At 66.0% G+C, this 16,194-nt stretch carries 19 protein-coding genes; 10 read left to right on the top strand and 9 right to left on the bottom strand.

Translation table 11 applies throughout. From position 1 onward, the window contains the following. The first annotated feature begins 23 nt into the window (after positions 1–23). Complete coding sequence (locus tag HUTA_RS03720; RefSeq protein WP_015788525.1) at positions 24–1,247, top strand: HD domain-containing protein; 1,224 nt, start codon at positions 24–26, stop codon at positions 1,245–1,247. A gap of 32 nt (positions 1,248–1,279) precedes the next feature. On the opposite strand, the gene HUTA_RS03715 is transcribed toward HUTA_RS03720, so the two are convergent. From HUTA_RS03715 to HUTA_RS03705, 3 genes are read right to left on the bottom strand one after another with little or no spacing between them, the layout of a single operon-like run. Beyond that, entirely contained in the window at positions 1,280–1,492 is a 213-nt protein-coding gene (locus HUTA_RS03715; RefSeq protein WP_015788524.1) for a helix-turn-helix transcriptional regulator, read from the bottom strand. A gap of 2 nt (positions 1,493–1,494) precedes the next feature. Beyond that, entirely contained in the window at positions 1,495–1,902 is a 408-nt protein-coding gene (locus tag HUTA_RS03710) for a DUF2178 domain-containing protein (RefSeq protein ID WP_015788523.1), read from the bottom strand. 17 nt (positions 1,903–1,919) lie between these two features. Beyond that, positions 1,920–2,321, bottom strand: a complete 402-nt coding sequence (locus HUTA_RS03705; RefSeq protein WP_015788522.1) for a hypothetical protein — start codon at positions 2,319–2,321, stop codon at positions 1,920–1,922. 295 nt (positions 2,322–2,616) lie between these two features. Between HUTA_RS03705 and HUTA_RS03700 the strand changes: the two genes are divergently transcribed. Further along, the gene (locus tag HUTA_RS03700) at positions 2,617–3,636 is read left to right on the top strand and encodes an amidohydrolase family protein (protein ID WP_015788520.1); all 1,020 of its coding nucleotides are present in this window, start codon (positions 2,617–2,619) and stop codon (positions 3,634–3,636) included. Between the two features lie 83 nt (positions 3,637–3,719). Beyond that, positions 3,720–4,178, top strand: coding sequence for a universal stress protein (locus HUTA_RS03695; protein ID WP_015788519.1), 459 nt, complete (start codon positions 3,720–3,722; stop codon positions 4,176–4,178). A 48-nt stretch (positions 4,179–4,226) separates the two neighbouring features. Here the strand turns inward: HUTA_RS03695 and ndk are convergent, their stop codons facing one another. Genes ndk through rpl7ae form a run of 4 tightly spaced genes read right to left on the bottom strand, consistent with a single transcriptional unit; the run spans position 4,227 to position 5,726 of the window. Then, a complete protein-coding gene (gene ndk, locus HUTA_RS03690; RefSeq protein WP_015788518.1) occupies positions 4,227–4,709 on the bottom strand; it encodes a nucleoside-diphosphate kinase in 483 nt (160 codons plus the stop codon). Next, positions 4,706–5,125: a 50S ribosomal protein L24e gene (locus HUTA_RS03685; RefSeq protein WP_015788517.1), complete on the bottom strand. Its 420-nt coding sequence runs from the start codon at positions 5,123–5,125 to the stop codon at positions 4,706–4,708. The genes ndk and HUTA_RS03685 overlap by 4 nt, the downstream gene beginning before the upstream one ends. Then, positions 5,125–5,352 carry a 30S ribosomal protein S28e gene (locus HUTA_RS03680; protein WP_015788516.1) on the bottom strand — a complete coding sequence of 76 codons (228 nt, stop codon included), beginning with the start codon at positions 5,350–5,352 and terminating at the stop codon, positions 5,125–5,127. Before HUTA_RS03680 ends, HUTA_RS03685 begins: the two co-directional genes overlap by 1 nt. A gap of 11 nt (positions 5,353–5,363) precedes the next feature. After that, positions 5,364–5,726: a 50S ribosomal protein L7Ae gene (rpl7ae, locus tag HUTA_RS03675; protein WP_015788515.1), complete on the bottom strand. Its 363-nt coding sequence runs from the start codon at positions 5,724–5,726 to the stop codon at positions 5,364–5,366. A 296-nt stretch (positions 5,727–6,022) separates the two neighbouring features. Between rpl7ae and tmcA the strand changes: the two genes are divergently transcribed. The 4 genes from tmcA (at position 6,023) to ilvD (ending at position 12,202) form a co-directional block, all read left to right on the top strand. Continuing rightward, on the top strand, positions 6,023–8,284 hold the full coding sequence (gene tmcA, locus HUTA_RS03670; protein ID WP_015788514.1) for a tRNA(Met) cytidine acetyltransferase TmcA: 2,262 nt from the start codon (positions 6,023–6,025) through the stop codon (positions 8,282–8,284). A 72-nt stretch (positions 8,285–8,356) separates the two neighbouring features. Continuing rightward, positions 8,357–8,941: a TetR/AcrR family transcriptional regulator gene (locus tag HUTA_RS03665; protein ID WP_015788513.1), complete on the top strand. Its 585-nt coding sequence runs from the start codon at positions 8,357–8,359 to the stop codon at positions 8,939–8,941. Beyond that, positions 8,938–10,410 carry an MATE family efflux transporter gene (locus tag HUTA_RS03660; protein WP_015788512.1) on the top strand — a complete coding sequence of 491 codons (1,473 nt, stop codon included), beginning with the start codon at positions 8,938–8,940 and terminating at the stop codon, positions 10,408–10,410. Before HUTA_RS03665 ends, HUTA_RS03660 begins: the two co-directional genes overlap by 4 nt. A gap of 52 nt (positions 10,411–10,462) precedes the next feature. Next, positions 10,463–12,202 (top strand): dihydroxy-acid dehydratase, encoded by a 1,740-nt coding sequence (gene ilvD / locus HUTA_RS03655; RefSeq protein ID WP_015788511.1) that lies wholly within the window; start codon positions 10,463–10,465, stop codon positions 12,200–12,202. A gap of 6 nt (positions 12,203–12,208) precedes the next feature. On the opposite strand, the gene HUTA_RS03650 is transcribed toward ilvD, so the two are convergent. After that, positions 12,209–12,874: a helix-turn-helix domain-containing protein gene (locus HUTA_RS03650; protein WP_015788510.1), complete on the bottom strand. Its 666-nt coding sequence runs from the start codon at positions 12,872–12,874 to the stop codon at positions 12,209–12,211. 82 nt (positions 12,875–12,956) lie between these two features. Between HUTA_RS03650 and HUTA_RS03645 the strand changes: the two genes are divergently transcribed. The 3 genes from HUTA_RS03645 (at position 12,957) to HUTA_RS03635 (ending at position 15,024) form a co-directional block, all read left to right on the top strand. Beyond that, entirely contained in the window at positions 12,957–14,315 is a 1,359-nt protein-coding gene (locus HUTA_RS03645; RefSeq protein ID WP_015788509.1) for a cytochrome P450, read from the top strand. Between the two features lie 138 nt (positions 14,316–14,453). Beyond that, a complete protein-coding gene (locus HUTA_RS03640; RefSeq protein ID WP_015788508.1) occupies positions 14,454–14,750 on the top strand; it encodes a ribbon-helix-helix domain-containing protein in 297 nt (98 codons plus the stop codon). Continuing rightward, positions 14,740–15,024 carry a type II toxin-antitoxin system RelE family toxin gene (locus HUTA_RS03635; RefSeq protein ID WP_015788507.1) on the top strand — a complete coding sequence of 95 codons (285 nt, stop codon included), beginning with the start codon at positions 14,740–14,742 and terminating at the stop codon, positions 15,022–15,024. Before HUTA_RS03640 ends, HUTA_RS03635 begins: the two co-directional genes overlap by 11 nt. Here HUTA_RS03635 and HUTA_RS03630 read toward each other — a convergent pair. After that, positions 15,021–16,112, bottom strand: a complete 1,092-nt coding sequence (locus HUTA_RS03630) for an aminopeptidase (RefSeq protein ID WP_015788506.1) — start codon at positions 16,110–16,112, stop codon at positions 15,021–15,023. The two genes, HUTA_RS03635 and HUTA_RS03630, sit on opposite strands and share 4 nt — an antisense overlap. Positions 16,113–16,194: the final 82 nt, after the last annotated feature.

Below are 16,194 nucleotides of genomic sequence, written 5' to 3'. Positions count from 1 at the left end.
GGTGGCGCTTCATACGGTCGAGCATGAAGACGATCAAGGACAGCGTCCACGACTACATCGAGGTCGAGGGCGTGGCGCTGTCGCTGCTGGACACGCCGCCACTCCAGCGGTTGCGACACGTCAGCCAGCTCGGTACGGTCACGCTGGTGTATCCCTCAGCGAACCACACGCGATTCGAGCACAGCCTCGGCGTCTACCATCTCGCCGACCAGGCGCTTGAACACCTCGGCATCTCCGGCCAGCAGGGCGAACGCGTCCGTGCGGCTGCGTTGCTTCACGATATCGGTCACGGCCCGTACAGCCACAACGTCGAGGGGTTGATCCACCGACACACGGGCAAGTACCACGACGACGTTCACGACCTGATCGGCGAGGGCCAGGTCGCACGCGTGCTGACCGAAGCGGGGCTGAATCCCGATGCAGTCGCGGATCTGGTGGCTGGGGACGGTGAACTCGGCCAGCTCGTCTCGGGCGAACTCGACGTCGACCGGATGGATTATCTCGTCCGGGACGCCCATCACACGGGCGTCCCCTACGGCACTATCGACCACGGGCGACTCGTCCGGGAACTGCGCTTCCGGGACGGCGAACTCGTCCTCGCTGAGGGCAACGTCCAGACTGCCGAGAGCCTCCTGCTCGCTCGCGCGCTGATGACGCCGACGGTCTACAGCCATCACGTCGCCCGCATCGCCAAGGCGATGCTTCGTCGTGGCAGTGCCCGCCTCCTCGAGGAGACCGAGACCAGCCCCGAAACGTTTCGACGGATGGACGACGCCGAACTGCTGGTCGCGCTGCGCTCGACCGAGGAGACGGCCGAGATCGGGCGGCGGTTGACTTACCGCGATCTCTACAAGCGTGCGGTGTGGGCCGAGCGCGGTGCGGTCCCTGCGGACCTCCTTGCGATGGAGCAGGGGGCGATCCGCGAGCGCGAGCGGGCGATTGCTGCGGACGCGGGCGTCGACCCGGAAGCAGTCATCCTCGACGTGGCCCCGGACCCGTCGATGGCCGAGTCGAGTTCCCAGGTACTCGTCAACGGGACTGTGCGCCGGCTCGAAGAACAATCGACGCTCGTGCGTGCGCTGCAGGCAGCCCAACGCGACCGCTGGCGGCTCGGCGTCTACGCCCCGACGGACGTCCGCGAGCGCGTCGGCGACGCCGCCGTGCGAACGCTCGGCCTCGACATCGATGGCGCGCGCGTCAGCGACACGCCGCGGGGGATTCATGCAACCTTAGACGAGTTCGAGTGATGGTTGTGGTCTGCCGTCGGCGAGCACATGGTTTACTTCTCTGATGCATCCGCTGGGTCATACTCGAAGATGTCCTCGATCGCACAGTCGAAGTGTCTTGCGAGTTTGAACGCCAGTTCGAGGCTCGGGTCGTAGCGCTCCCGTTCGAGCGCGTTGATCGTCTGTCTGGAGACGCCGACCGCGTCGGCGAGTTCCCCCTGCGTGATGTCCTCTTTCGCCCGCCAGACCTTGAGATCGTTCTCCATGGTTACATCTGTCGTCGGTAGTACTCGTTTGCTACCTGCTGAACCACGATACTTCCCACGATGAACCCCAGCAGCACCGGGATCATCGGGAGGTCGAGATTCGTCATGCTAAGGATCAACAGCACCACTGACAGGCCGACCAGCAGTCCGCTCCAGGAGATTGCGGTTGCCTTGTAACTGATCTGCTTGCTCCGCTCGTCGGCGATCCCCGCCCGATCCAGTCGTCTGTAGTACGCGTACCCGGCGACACCGGCGACCCCCATCAGACCGATACCGGCCCAGAACGGGGAGAAGGCCGGGATCGAATCTTCGAGCATTGCCATGGTGAAACCGAACCCGATACCGCCCAGGAACATCCCCACGATTACGACTCTGATACGACCGATCGAACTCCAGTTGGTGAATTCCATTGTTGAAAGCCTCATGATTACATCTGTCGACGGTAATACTCGATCGAAAGCTCGTGGACGGCGATGTTCAGGCCGACGAGGCCGAGCAGGAGCGGCCAGACTGGGCCGGTATACAACGGCGTCGCCAGGACGGTCCCGAGCCCTGTCACCCCGAGTAACAACGCCCCATGGGCCAGGCGGGATGCACGGCGCTCGATCGATCGCTGGCGCTCGTCGGCGTCCGGGACTGTTCGTATCTCACGCCAGTACCAATACCCGCCGACGGCTCCCATACCCACCATCCCAGCCAGGAGGCCGATCGCTGCGATGCCAGTACCCTCGAACGGGTCCATCGCCGCCTCGAGGACGACCCCGAACAGGATAGCGGCGGCGAAGGCCACGAGCAACCTGACGCGCTTGGCTCGATACCACATTGTCATGGCTTCCCTCGGTACTCGACGGTCTGCTCGTCGTCAAACTGTCGCTCGCCTGTCGTGGTTGTCCCCTCCGCCGATGCCACGACCGACGCGTGTCGATACCGTTTTGTCCGCATCTCTGTGTAAAGCTAACTTTACCAAGAGTCATAAAAGTTTTCCATTACGTCGGATAGTGGTGTCACTCCGAACAACAACGCCGGCTCGAGTCGACGCAACCGCCGGTCGGCCAGGAGCCTCCTCCCTTGGAACCGTACGATCCTCGAAACCGTCAAACCCCGCTCACCCCAACGACCCGACCATGCAACTGGAAGGGACGATTCTCCGCGGGCGGGAGTTCGCGCCGGTCGAAGGCCGAGTCGTCGTCGAGGACGGTGAGATCACAGCCGTCGAAGAAGCCAGCATCGACACCGATCAGATCATCCTGCCGGCGTTCGTCAACGCCCACACGCACATCGGCGATTCCATCGCAAAAGAAGCCGGGGCCGGCCTCAGCCTCGACGAACTCGTTGCGCCGCCGGACGGGTTGAAACACCAGCTCCTCCGTGAGGCGAGTCGCGAGGAGCTTGTCGCTGCCATGCGGCGCTCGCTTTCGTTCATGGAACGGGCCGGAACTGGTGCGTTCCTCGAGTTCCGGGAGGGCGGTGTCTCCGGCGTCGAAGCGATCGAAGCGGCCCTCGACGGGCTCGCGATCGAGGGCGTGATCCTGGGCCGGGAGACGATCGACGCGATGGCCGCCGCCGACGGCTTCGGCGCAAGCGGCGCACGCGACGGCGAGTTCGGGGCCGAACGCTCGGCGACACGCGAGGCCGGCAAACTCTTTGGCATCCACGCCGGTGAGCGTGACAGCGACGACGTCAACCCGGCGCTGGATCTGGATCCGGACTTCCTCGTTCATATGGTCCACCTCGACGCGATTCACTACGAACGCCTCGACGACGAGGGGACACCGGTCGTCCTCTGTCCACGTTCGAACCTCGTGACCGACGCCGGGGTCGCGCCGGCCCGCGAACTCTTCGACCGCACGACAGTCGCACTCGGGACGGACAACGTGTTCCTCAACAGCCCGTCGATGTTCCGCGAGATGGAATTCGCCGCGAAACTCTACGACGTCTCGGCGCGGGAAGTCCTGCAGATGGCGACGGTCGCCGGTGCCGAGATCGCCGGGCTGGACGCCGGCGTGATCGAGCCGGGACGCGAGGCTCGGCTGCTGGTTCTGGACGGCGACTCGGACAATCTCGCCGGCGCGGAAGACGTCGTCCGCGCCGTGGTTCGGCGGGCCGGCGTCGACGACGTGACTGACGTCCTCCTCGCGAACTGATTTCATCCCGGGCAACCGCCTATTTGGACAGACGACTGACATGGCCTCTTATGTCGGGGGGCGTTGTACGTTAACATAGGTCCATGTACGACCGCATTCTCGTTCCGACGGACGGGTCTGAGGGCATCGACGCCGTCATCGAGCACGCCCTGGAGCTGGCAGCGGTTCACAATGGGACGGTTCACGGGTTATACGTCTTGGACACGGCGACCATGAGTCGGATGCCGATGGACACGTCCTGGGAGGCCGTCTCCGGTATGTTGCGCGAAGAGGGCGAGCAGGCACTGGCACAGATCGGGGAACTGGCCGACGGGGACGTCCCTGTCGAGACCGAGATGACCGAAGGTGCGCCAAGTCGGGAGATCGCTGCCGCTGCCGAGCAATCGGACGTCGACCTGATCGTCATGGGGACCCATGGCCGGGGCGGACTCGATCGACTGTTGCTGGGGAGCGTCGCCGAGCGCGTCGTCCGATCCGCGCCGGTCCCGGTGTTGACCTACCGGGTCGGCGATCCGCCGGCAGTCAGCAGTCCTGACGAGTGAGGTCACTGCTCGCTACGGTGGTGTCGAAAATATGAACGGGACCGCCGGTCAGTGGTCGCCGGTGTCTTCGTAGACCCACTCAGCGTCGGCGCGCTCGTAGTCGACCAGTTCCTCGTCGTCGAAGAACAGCTCGATCTCGCGTTCGTTCGCTCCGGGATCTTCGTTGTCCGAGCCGTGGATGATGTTGTGCCCCAGGTCGAGACCGTAGTCGCCCCGGATCGTGCCGGGGGCGGCCTCGGCGGGATCGGTCGCGCCCATCATCTGGCGGACCTGCCGCGTCGCGTCCGCGCCCTCCCAGACCATCGCCATGACCGGGCCGGAGGTGATGAACTCGACGAGCCCGTCGAAGAAGGGCTTGTCTTCGTGTTCGCCGTAGTGCTCGTGAGCGAGGTCCTCGTCGATCTGCATGAACTTCGCGCCGACGAGTTTCAGGCCGCGCTCCTCGAGCCGGGAGACGATTTCGCCGATGAGTCCGCGCTGGACAGCGTCGGGCTTGGCCATGACGAACGTGCGCTCATCGTGATGGCTCATGCGTCAGCCTCCGTCGGCTCCTCCGTGTCGGTCTCCTCGGCGTCTGCGTCAGCTTCGGCGTCAGATTCGTCGTCCGCGTCGACTTCGTCTTCGGCCTCGTCTGCTTCGACTTCGTCTTCGGCCTCGTCCGCATCGTCAGCGGCTGCAGCGTCTTCGGCAGCTTCGTCTTCGTTTTCGGTCTCGGCTTGCTCGTCAGCGTCGGCGGTGTCCGTTTGCTGCTCGGCGGCAGCGTCGCCGCCCGTTCCGCGACCGGCCTCGGTCCAGGAGAGATCGCGTGCCTCCCGACCGAGATCGGCGTTCTTCTCGCATTTCGACGAGCAGAAGTGGATCGTCGTCCCGTTCTTCCGGACGAACATCGTCCCGGTGCCGGGCTCGATGTCCGCGCCGCAGTAGTCACATTCGCGTGTCTGTGGCATTATTGGCCTCCGATGGCGTCCGCCTCGCGTGCGGTCTCGCGCAGCTGGAGGACGTCCCCCTCGCGCACGCCACCGAGCACGTTGCGGGTGATGATTCGGCCCTTGTTCTCGCCCTCGCGGATGCGGCACTTGACCTGCATGGCCTCGCCGTGCATCCCCGTCCGGCCCACGACCTCGATGACCTCCGCGGGCGTGGATCCGTCGTCGGTGGACTCCTCAGCGCTCATGCGTGATCACCTCAGCGGAGATCCTCGACCTTCCCGGCGATGTCCTCGACGTCGCCGTCGGCGTCGCCCGCATCGACGATCGCGGCCGCCGCGGAGCCGACTTCGAGGCCGGCCGCGTGACCGAGATCGTCCTGGGCGCCGACGAACAGATAGGGGACGTCCTTCTCGGCTGCGAGTTCCGGAATGTGCATCACGATCTCCTCCGGCTGAACGTCCTCGGCGACGACGACGAGCTCGGCGTTGCCGCGCTCGATCGCCTTGGTCGTCTCGTTGGTTCCTTTCTTTACTCGGCCTGTGTCTCGCGCGACCTCGAGCGCCTCGAGGGCGTCATCTTCGAGGTCCGCGGGAACATCGAAATCGACGTATACTGGCATGGGTTGGATCACCTCCTGCACGTGGGCTCACACTCCCCCGCCGTGCGGGACCGTCCCCGGACGGGCAGATCCCGGCGTCGCCCCGGAGATCGAGGCGGCGCGAAAGTCCTAGATGGCTAGGAGTATCATCAACCCCGTGCAGGCTGTACCCGAACGTGGTCCGGCGGACGTAAAAGCGCTTTCGAAGCCGCTTGCGCGTGTGAGGCCGCCACACGACGGTCGAGATCTGTCGACAATGGCCGACCCTCACCTGCTGAATCGATGGGTCCATGTGCGTACTCACCCATTCGGGAGCCATGATCGAGGACGTGGTCGTCCCGCTCCGTGCGGAGGCCCGGAACGCCGACGAACGTCGGCTGCTCGTGGTCCACGGCGATCCCGCAAGAACGCGCTCGACCGCCGCGACGGCCGTCGAGAGCGTCATCGCGGACGACGAGACCGTCACTACCGTCAGTCCGGGCGACGGGCTGACAAGCGACCTTGCTGGAGCGTCTCACGAACACCTCGAACCGGCGCATGCAGACCGCCTGCTCGGCCGAACCCGTGACGTGGTCGTCCTTGACTGCCACGAACGGTGTGATCCCAACGCCCTCGGCCGCGTCGTCGGCGCGGTCGACGGTGGGGGGCTGTTCGTGTTGCTCGCGCCGCCGCTCGATCGATGGAGCGATCGCCGTGACGCCTTCGACGAGTCACTGGCCGTTCCGCCGTTCGACCGTGCGGACGTGTCGGGACATTTCCGGTCCCGGCTCGTCGAGACGCTTCGAACCCATCCTGGAATCGCCATCGTCGATGCCGAGGCGGACCGTGTCGAACGCGACGGACTGACTCATCCAGCCCCGCGTCTGGATAGCGATGTCCCAGCCCCGCCGGACGATCATGCGTTTCCCAGTGCAGCCTACGACGCGTGTCTCACAGCGGACCAGGTCGAATGTGTGTCCGCCCTCGAGGCGCTCCGTGCAGCAGGCAACGCCGTCGTGATCGAGGCTGACCGCGGACGCGGCAAATCGAGCGCTGCCGGGCTGGCGGCCGGGAGTCTCGCACTCGCTGGCCAGGACGTCCTCGTGACCGCGCCACAGTACCGGAGCGCGGCCGAACTGTTCGCCCGCGTCGAGGAACTCGCGACGGCGGTCGATGCGGAGGTCGAACGTGATCGGGAAGCCGATCCACGGGCGATCGGGGTCGGCGACGGGTGCGTCCGGTTCGAACCCCCGACCGAAGCGACCACACACGCCGAGGACGTCGACGCCCTGTTCGTCGATGAGGCCGCGGCACTGCCGGTCCGTGTTCTCGAAGCACTCTTGGCTGCGCCGGCCGTTGCGTTCACGACGACCGTCCACGGCTACGAGGGCGCAGGCCGGGGGTTTTCTGTGCGGTTCCGGGACCGACTCACTGACTCTGCCTTCGACGTTACCGAGCGCCAGCTGACAGAACCGATCCGGTACGCTGCGGGCGATCCGGTCGAAGTCTGGGCGTTCCGGGCGCTGTTGCTCAACGCGCGTCCACCAGCGGCGCAACTCGTCGCCGGCGCGACGCCGGAGTCAGCCTCCTACGCGCGGCTCGAACCGGCCGAACTGCTCGCTGACGAGCACTTGCTCCGGGAAGTCTTCGGCCTCCTCGTCGCCGCCCATTACCGGACGGAGCCAGCTGACCTCGCCCGGTTACTCGACGCCCCGAACGTCAGCGTGCGGGCGCTCACCCACGACGGGCACGTCGTCTCGGTCGCCCTGCTGGCTCGTGAGGGCGCGTTGCCGCCCGACTTGCGGGCTAAGATGTACGAGGGGTCCCGCGTCGCGGGAAACATGATCCCCGACGTCCTGACGAGCCAGTTGCGGGACGAGGCGGCCGCCGTCCCCGTCGGCCAGCGTGTCATGCGGATCGCGACTCACGACGCCGTCCGGGAGCGCGGATTGGGATCGCATCTCCTCGCCGAGATCGAATCCGAGTTCGTGCCCGACGTGGACTGGCTCGGGACCAGTTACGGTGCGACGCCGGCACTCGTCGACTTCTGGGCCCGGAACGGCTATCACACGGTCCACCTTTCGACCTCGCGAAACGAGCGCAGCGGCGAGCACTCGGCGATCATGCTGACTGCGACGTCGGACGACGGGCGGGCACTGCTGGATCGACACACCGAGTGGTTCCTCGACCGCGTCGGCGGGATGCTGTCGGACCCACTCGCCGATCTCGATCCCGACGTCGTGCGGGCAGTCCTGCGGACAGTCGACGGGACTCCGGAACTCGACCTCACTGCCTTCGAGTGGCGTGTGCTCGCCGGGTCACCGCACGGTGCTGGACTCTATGCTACTGCCCCGGCAGCGTTTGCCCGACTGGCGCTTCGGCATTGCTCTGGGCCGCGCGACGGGGGCGAGCTGACAGCTCGCCAGGAACGATTGCTGGTCATGAAAGCACTTCAGCGCCGACCGTGGGCTGCGGTGACGGAACGGCTAGACGTCGACTCCCAGCGGGAGTGTATGCGCACGCTGGGGAGGGCCATCGGGACGTTGGTGGCGGCGTCAGACGAGGCCGTGCCACGAGCGGAGCGGGATCGGTTCGGCTGAGAGCGAGCCATGCCCTGGCCTGACTGACTAGTCAGTAAGTTTTTGAAGCGCAGACAACTAGGGCCAGTACCGATGGATAGCGAGACTGACGAGGAGATCCTTCGAGCGACCGGTCGTGCGCTCTGTGCTCACGGGTTTGCGGATCTGACGATCAAGCACATCGCCGAGGAATCCTCGTTGACGACCGCGGCGATACACTATCACTTCGATACGAAGGAAGCGCTCCTGACCGCATTCCTGGATCGGTCGATCGACCGGATCGAGCGGCAGCTGGCGGCTGAGACGGCTGATCCGCGGCGGCGACTCGCGCAGTTTCTCGACGTCCTCTTTACGCCCCCGGAGACCGACGACGGGGAGTTCGCCGTCGCGCTGATGGAACTGAAGGCACAGGCCCCCTACCAGGACGGGTTTCGGGACCACTTCGAGCGGTTCGACCAGCGGATGCGCCAAGAAGTTCGGGCGGCCGTCAACGAGGGTATCGAGGCAGGCGAGTTCGCCACAGTCGATCCTGCGACGGTCGCACGGAGTGTCGTCACGATGGCCAACGGTGGCCACGTCCGCGGCGTCGCACTCGGCGAGGAGCCAGCGGAAACGCGCGCCGTCGTTGCGGCGTACTTAGCACAGAGCCTGGGCTGGGCTCCGGAGGTCGACGCGTGAGCCTGTTCAAAGGCCAGTCGGAACTGGCGCTCACCGAGGGCAGCATCGTCAAACCCCTCTTTTACCTCTCGCTGCCGATCGTCGTCACGAACCTGTTGCAGGTGGCCTACAACATCGCCGACACCTTCTGGCTGAGCGGCATCGGTGGTGAGGCCGGTACCGACGCCGTTGCGGGGATCACCTTCGCGTTTCCGCTGGTGTTCCTGCTCATCTCCTTCGGGATGGGGCTGTCAGTCGCCGGCAGCGTCCTGGTCGCCCAGCACTTCGGTGCCGAGGAGCGTAGCGAGGCCCGGTACGCGGCCTCCCAGACGGTCGCCTGGGCGATCGGTGGCTCGGCGCTGCTCGGCCTGCTGGCCTTCCCCGTCGTCGGCCCCCTCATCGAGTTGTTGGGGGCTTCGCCGAGTGTCCTCCCCGGTGCACGCGCCTACATGCGGGTCATCGCGCTCGGCCTGCCGTTCATGTTCGGCTTCTTCGTGTTCATTGCGCTGATGCGCGGGTCGGGCGACACGATCACGCCCATGCTCGTCATGTTCGGGACCGTCGTCCTGAACATCGCCCTGGACCCGTTCCTGATCTACGGGTGGACGCTGGTCGAGAACGCCCCAGTCGTCGGGACGATCGCGTTCCCCGAACTGGGTATCCAGGGGGCGGCGATCGCGACGGTGTTCTCACGGAGCCTTGCGATGGTCGTCGGCCTGGCGATCATGTTCTCGGGTCGCCGCGGCGTGCGCATCGACCTCCGGTCGATGCTGCCAAGCATCGGCTACCTGCGGACGCTGCTGCGGGTCGGCCTGCCCGCGAGCGTCGAGTCCACTGGCCGGGCGCTGTCGGTCAACGCCATGCTGATCGTCGTCGGCATGTTCGCCGATCCGGTTGTCGCCGCCTTCGGCATCGGGACGCGCGTGTTCTCGGTCATCTTCCTGCCGGCGATCGCCGTCGGCCGGGGCGTCGAGACGATGACCGGCCAGAACATCGGCGCGGGCAAGCCCGAGCGGGCCGGGATGGCCGCCTACGCCGCCGCGAAGGCGATGTTCGCCATCCTGTCGGTCCTCGGGCTGCTGATCTTCCTGTTCCCCCGGCCGATCGTCGCGCCGCTGTCGCCCAGCGCCGAGGTGACGGCGATCGGCGTCGAATTCATGCGCTACACCGCCCTCTCGTTTGGCTTCATCGGCGTGATCCGGGCGTTCTCCGGGAGCTTCCGCGGGGCGGGCAAGACGCTGATCGCGGCCGCCATCGCCGTGCTTACCCTGGGCGTGATTCGCCTCTCGGTCGCGTTTGTGACCTCGCAGTTCTGGCTCGGGCGAACCGGCATCTGGGTCGCTTTCGTCGTCTCGAACGCCGGCGGCGCGCTGATCGCCTGGCTGTGGTATCGGCGGGGGACGTGGCGGGACGGTGACGTCCGGGAGAATATCGAGGTCGACGCGACCGATCCCGCCGAGACCGAACCGGAGCCGACGGTCGACGACTGACCGGCGCGAACCGAAACGCTAACCCCCGGGAGTGACTGATCTAGCGGCAGCAATGGCCGACTCACCAAAAGAGGGGCTCCGGAGTGCGGAGGTCACCGAGGGGGCCGACCGTGCGCCCCATCGATCGCTGTTTCGTGCGGCGGGACTGAGCGACGAGGAGATACATAATCCCCACATCGGGATCGCCAACTCCTGGAACGAGATCGTCCCCGGCCACGTCCACCTGGACGAACTCGCCGAATACGTCAAGGAAGGCGTCCGCGAGGCCGGCGGGACGCCCCTGGAGTTCAACACCATCGCCGTCGACGACGGCATCGCGATGGGTCACGAGGGCATGCGCTCCTCGCTGCCCTCCCGGGAAGTCATCGCCGACTCGGTCGAACTCATGGCCAACGCCCACCAGTTCGACGGTATCGTCGCGCTCGCGTCCTGCGATAAAATCGTCCCTGGCATGTTGATGGCGATCGCACGCCTCGATATTCCGGCGATCGTCGTCACTGGCGGACACATGGCCGCCGGCGAATTCGAGGACGAACCGGCCGACCTCGTCACCGTCTTCGAGGGCGTCAGCCAGTACGAGGAGGGCGAGATGACCGACGACGAACTCTACGAACTCGAGTGCAACGCCTGTCCGGGCGAGGGATCCTGTGCCGGGATGTTCACCGCGAACACGATGGCCTGCGTCACGGAGACGCTCGGACTCTCCTGGACAGAATGTGCGACCCACGGTGCGACCGACGAGCGCAAGTTCGAGATCGCCCGCGAGTCCGGTCGGCAGATTCTCGACCTCGTCCAGAAGGACGTCCGCCCCTCGGAGTTCCTGACGCGGGAGGCCTTCGAGAACGCCGTCGCCGTCGACCTGGCCCTCGGTGGCTCGACCAACACCATGCTCCACATCCCGGCCATCGCCCAGGAGGCGGGCCTGGACATCACGCTCACCGATTTCGAGGAGATCGCGGCACGAACGACTCACCTCGCACACATGAGTCCCGCCGGCCCCTGGCGGATGGAGCACCTGCGCGAGGATGGCGGATTGCCCGCGCTCTATCGTCGGATCGAGGATCTCCTCCACCTCGATCTTCCCACCGTCGACGAGAAAACCATCGGCGAGCGCATGGAGGCAGGCGACGAACCCGGTGAGGTCATCCAGCCGCGCGACGACCCGGTCCACGCTGAGGGCGGCCTGTCAGTGCTCCGGGGGAACCTCGCGCCCGAGGGTGCCGTCGTGAAGTCCGGCGCGATGGACGAGGACATGCACCAGTTCGAAGGCCGTGCGCGGGTCTTTGAGTCTCAGCAGGCGATGCTCGATGCCTACGACGAGGGCGCGATCGAGCCCGGCGACTTCGTGGTCATCCGGTACGAGGGCCCGAAGGGCGGCCCCGGGATGCCCGAGATGCTCGAACCGACCTCGAAGATCAGCGGGTCACCGCGTCTCTCGGGCGAAGTCGCGCTGCTGACCGACGGTCGCTTCTCGGGCGGCACGCGCGGCGCGGCCATCGGCCACGCCAGTCCCGAGGCGGCCGCGGGCGGCCCGATCGGGCTCGTCGAAGAGGGTGACACCATTCGGATCGACGTCGACGAGGGCGTGCTGTCGCTGGAGGTCTCGGACGACGAACTTCGCGAGCGCGCTGCGGACTGGGAACCGCCGGAACTCGAGGCAAGCGGGAATCTCGAACGGTTCGCCGCGATGGCAACCAGCGCCGCCACTGGTGGGGTCTTGGAAGTGCCGGACCTGCCGACGCCGTCGATCCAGGTGCCGTCCGATGGCACGTCGACACCGGCGGACGACTGAGTCCTGTTAGGCCCCGACCAGCGCCCCCATCACCGCCGATTCCGCCCGTCGGAGAACCGTCGAGGCCGTGCTGCGCGCGACGCCCGCCGCGTCGGCGACCGCCTCCAGCGACGCCCCTCGGGGCACTTCGTAGTATCCGAGTTCGGCGGCGGTCTCGACGAGTTCGAGCTGACGACCGGTCAACTGGCCGGCGATCGCCCCGTGTCTGCGGTCGAAGTCACCCAACTCCAGCACCTCGACGTCGACGCCCGGACCCGCCTCCAGCTGCTCGACGAGGGTGCTCAGCGAGTCGTCGGTGCCGACGACCGTGATGTGGGTTCGGGCGCGGCTGTCGTAGACGATCGGCGGCATGACAACGAGGTTCAGGTCGGCGAAGACCGTTCGCCAGACCCGCTCTTCCTCGCGAGTCTCCTGGCAGACGTAGATGTAGAAGCTTTCATCGTCGATTGGCGTCAGCGTGTACTCGGGAATCGAGTCGACGTCGTCGATCGCCTCGCGATAGGCTGCCCGGTCGCCGACCGCGTAGAACAGCGCGTACTCGACGTCGCGGCCGGGCAGGACGTTCCAGGTCAGCAACTCCTCGCGCTCCATGCGGTCGCTCTCCCGGAGGAACTCCTGCATCGGATGGTGCAACTCCGCCGGCAGGTCCAGCCTGGCACGGAGGTATCGCATGCCCGGGTCGACGGCGGGGGATAATAAATAGCCTAGTGACGTCGGCCGAGCGCTGGTTGGGCCGCGCGGCGAACGAACAGCCATGGCAGAGACACAGGGGTCGTCGACCGAACGGGGCGAACAGCCGAGTGAGACGCCACCGGGACCGGGCGGGTTGCCGCTGCTGGGGAACACGCTGGATCTCTATCGCGATCCGTGGGCATTGTACGAGGAGCTGGAATCGTACGGCGATGTCGTCCACTATACGGCCGGTGGGAACGACTTCAACGTCGTTCTCGATCCGACTCTCGTCGAGCAGGTATTGTTGACTGATCACGATGCCTACGGCAAGTGGGCGTTGGGGGACGTCGGCGGCGGTATCGGGAGCGAGGGGCTGGTCCTCACGGAGGGCGAGCAGTGGCAGCGCCAGCGCCGGGTGATCCAGGACGCCTTCACGATGGACCGAATCAGGGCGTACGGCGACGCGATGGGGCAGTACGCCGCCGAGGCCGTCGAGGCGTGGGACGACGGCGAGGAGATAGCGCTGAACGAGGCGTTCTCCCGGCTCACGCTCCGGATCCTGGCACACTCGCTGTTCGATCTGGACATCGACGCGGAGGCGGGGACGGTCGCCGAGTTCACGCGGACGGTCAACGACCGCATGGACGTCGACAATCTCACCGCGTTCGTTCCGCTGTGGGTCCCGCTGCCCAGGAACCGCCGGTTCAAGCGGCGCGTCGCGGCCTTCGAATCGTTCGTCGAGGAGCTGATCGAGCAGCGCCGGGCCGACGCCACCGAGCGCGATGACCTGCTGTCGCTCCTGCTGGCCCACGAGGGCGACGGGCTTACCGAGACGGAGATCCGCGACCAGATGACCACGTTCCTGTTCGCCGGACACGAGACGACCTCGCTGGCGTTGACCTACGCCTGCATGGCACTTGCCACCCATCCCGGTCCACGTGAGCGTCTGAACCGGGAGCACGAGAGAGTCCTGGATGGCGGGATTCCCAGCCTCGCACAGCTCCCGCAACTGGAGGCCACCGAGCGGGCGATCAAGGAAGCCCTGAGGCTCTACCCGCCGGTGTACGTCCTCTTTCGGGAGGCCAACCGGGACGTCGAACTCGGCGGCTACCGCGTCCCGTCGGGTCAGAAGGTCACAGTCCCGCAGTTCTGGATCCACCGCAAGGAGGCGTTCTACGACGATCCCGACGAGTTCGACCCGTCCCGATGGACGGACGGCTTCGAGGACGAGCTACACGACTACGCCTACTTCCCGTTCGGTGGCGGTCCGCGCCACTGCATCGGGATGCGATTCGCCATGCAGGAACTGAAGACAGTGCTCCCGACAGTGCTCCAGCGCGTCGACTTTGAGTTGCTCTCGGATCCGGATCCGGACTTCTCCATGGGGGCGACCCTGCGGCCCGCCGAGGATGTCCGTGTGCGAGTCCGGAAACGGGACTGAAACGCACACGCCTTCGGTCAGAACCCGTCTTCCCACCGGAAGACGCCGTTTCGCTTGACGTTCTCTGGTCACTGTCTTCGCCGAATGGTTCGGAACTGTCCCCAAGACTTACTGTACCCAAGCGTAAAGCATTCGTATATGTCAAACGCGAGCGCCGCGGCCGGCGACGACGAACCGGAGACAGTACAGATCAACCTCCGGCTCAGCGAGGCGTTTCTCGAGGACATCGACGCGACCTGGACGGAGGAGGGGTTCAACTCCCGCAGCGAGTTTCTCCGGTACGCCGCTCGCGACGCGGTGAAACACCCGGCGTTCTCCCGTGAGGGGTGGAAACAGATCGCGGCGAGCGAACACGAGTTGCGGTCGGGCGAGGCGGAACTCGTCTCCCGTGACGAGGTGCGTGCGATGATGGACCGGGACGACGATGCCGAGTAGTGACGACTGGACCTGGGCGTTCACATCCCAAGCCGCAGATCAGTTTGAAAATCTCGATGCACACGTGCAGGATCGAATCGTCTCGAAACTCGACGAAGTCGTCGGCTCGGAATGGCGCGATCCCGACGACTTTCTCGAACCACTGACCGGCGGGCCGTTCTCGAAACTCCGCGTCGGCCAGTACCGTCTCGCCTGTGTCCTCGATAGGGAATCGTCAGTCCTCGAAGTCCATCGGATCGAACATCGAAGCGGCGCGTACACCGCCGACGACTAGAAGCCGTCTTCCCACCGGAAGACGCCGTCCCGCTGGATCACTTCGCCGTCGACCGACAGCGTCGCGTCCTCGCTCGTGTCGGCGATCAGGTCGACGTGGATCGCGCTGTCGTTGCCGGATTCGCCCTCGGGCAGACAGGCGTCGTAGGCCCGGCCCAGCGCCAGGTGGACGGTCTCGGCCATCTTCTCGTCGAAGAGGATATTGTCCGTGTAGCGGTCGATGCCGCGATTCATGCCGACGCCGAGCTCGCCGAGCCGACGAGCGCCAGCGTCGGTCTCCAGTAGCGCTGCCAGCGTCTCCTCGCCGGCCGCGGCCGCGTGCTCGACGACGTCGCCGTCCTCGAAGACGAGGTGGACGTCCCGCAGGGTGTTGCCCCGGACCGTCATCGGCACGTCGAAAGTGACCTCGCCCTCGGCGTCGGCGGGCGCGGTGAAGACCTCGCCGCTGGGGAGGTTATGGGAGTCGTAGGCCACCGACGCGGCGCTGTTGACTGCCGTCCGCCCCGCGATCGAGAGCGTGAGATCGGTGCCAGGGGCGTCGATGTGGACCTCGTCGCCCTGGTCGAGAATCGTCTTGAGTCGATCCATCTCTTCGGAGAGGGATTCCCAGTCCCGGAGCGTGGCGTCGTAGACGAACTCGCGGTACTCCTCGAACGCCATCCCGGCCCCCTGGGCGAGTGCGCGGGTCGGATGCAGCGTCGAGACCCAGTCGGTCGCCAGGCGCGCTTCCCGGACCTCTTCTCTGGCGCGGGCAAACGCCTGCTGGCGGTCGTCGGGGACGTCGGCCATTCCAGCGGTGTTGCGTGTACCCTTCAGCACGAGGACGCTGTCGGCGTTCTCGTAGAGTGTGCGTTCGTACTCAGGATCGTCGTCAAAATCGTCGTCGTGCGCTTGGAGATATGCACGCTGAATCTCGTCAGAGCGATAGACGTTCACGAGGTTCGCGCCCCGGTCACCCAGCTTTTCGGCGACCGCGACAGCGAGATCGTGTGCGCCCTCGTCCACGGAGAGAACGACGTCGTCACCCGACTCGATCCGTGCGCTCCAGTCGACCAGCACTGCGGCGTGTTCGTGGATGCGATCGTCCATGCCGGCTGCACGGGAGACGGCGGTAAAACGACGGCGGATGGTCGTCACACAGCCAGTCCGTCGCGAGTTACGCTTTTTTGCT

Origin of the sequence: Halorhabdus utahensis DSM 12940 (assembly GCF_000023945.1) — an archaeon.
Lineage (GTDB): Archaea > Halobacteriota > Halobacteria > Halobacteriales > Haloarculaceae > Halorhabdus > Halorhabdus utahensis.
This window is presented reverse-complemented; position numbering and strand designations above follow the sequence as displayed.

Bases quoted from the DNA above. Each gene is read 5' to 3' on its own strand.
- HUTA_RS03695 (WP_015788519.1), top strand. From the start codon at position 3,720: ATGTACGACCGCATTCTCGTTCCGACGGACGGGTCTGAGGGCATCGAC.
- ndk (WP_015788518.1), bottom strand. From the start codon at position 4,709: ATGAGCCATCACGATGAGCGCACGTTCGTCATGGCCAAGCCCGACGCT.
- HUTA_RS03715 (WP_015788524.1), bottom strand. From the start codon at position 1,492: ATGGAGAACGATCTCAAGGTCTGGCGGGCGAAAGAGGACATCACGCAG.
- ilvD (WP_015788511.1), top strand. From the start codon at position 10,463: ATGGCCGACTCACCAAAAGAGGGGCTCCGGAGTGCGGAGGTCACCGAG.
- tmcA (WP_015788514.1), top strand. From the start codon at position 6,023: ATGATCGAGGACGTGGTCGTCCCGCTCCGTGCGGAGGCCCGGAACGCC.
- rpl7ae (WP_015788515.1), bottom strand. From the start codon at position 5,726: ATGCCAGTATACGTCGATTTCGATGTTCCCGCGGACCTCGAAGATGAC.
- HUTA_RS03640 (WP_015788508.1), top strand. From the start codon at position 14,454: ATGTCAAACGCGAGCGCCGCGGCCGGCGACGACGAACCGGAGACAGTA.
- HUTA_RS03710 (WP_015788523.1), bottom strand. From the start codon at position 1,902: ATGGAATTCACCAACTGGAGTTCGATCGGTCGTATCAGAGTCGTAATC.
- HUTA_RS03680 (WP_015788516.1), bottom strand. From the start codon at position 5,352: ATGAGCGCTGAGGAGTCCACCGACGACGGATCCACGCCCGCGGAGGTC.
- HUTA_RS03700 (WP_015788520.1), top strand. From the start codon at position 2,617: ATGCAACTGGAAGGGACGATTCTCCGCGGGCGGGAGTTCGCGCCGGTC.
- HUTA_RS03630 (WP_015788506.1), bottom strand. From the start codon at position 16,112: ATGGACGATCGCATCCACGAACACGCCGCAGTGCTGGTCGACTGGAGC.
- HUTA_RS03645 (WP_015788509.1), top strand. From the start codon at position 12,957: ATGGCAGAGACACAGGGGTCGTCGACCGAACGGGGCGAACAGCCGAGT.
- HUTA_RS03685 (WP_015788517.1), bottom strand. From the start codon at position 5,125: ATGCCACAGACACGCGAATGTGACTACTGCGGCGCGGACATCGAGCCC.
- HUTA_RS03720 (WP_015788525.1), top strand. From the start codon at position 24: ATGAAGACGATCAAGGACAGCGTCCACGACTACATCGAGGTCGAGGGC.
- HUTA_RS03635 (WP_015788507.1), top strand. From the start codon at position 14,740: ATGCCGAGTAGTGACGACTGGACCTGGGCGTTCACATCCCAAGCCGCA.
- HUTA_RS03705 (WP_015788522.1), bottom strand. From the start codon at position 2,321: ATGACAATGTGGTATCGAGCCAAGCGCGTCAGGTTGCTCGTGGCCTTC.
- HUTA_RS03650 (WP_015788510.1), bottom strand. From the start codon at position 12,874: ATGCGATACCTCCGTGCCAGGCTGGACCTGCCGGCGGAGTTGCACCAT.
- HUTA_RS03665 (WP_015788513.1), top strand. From the start codon at position 8,357: ATGGATAGCGAGACTGACGAGGAGATCCTTCGAGCGACCGGTCGTGCG.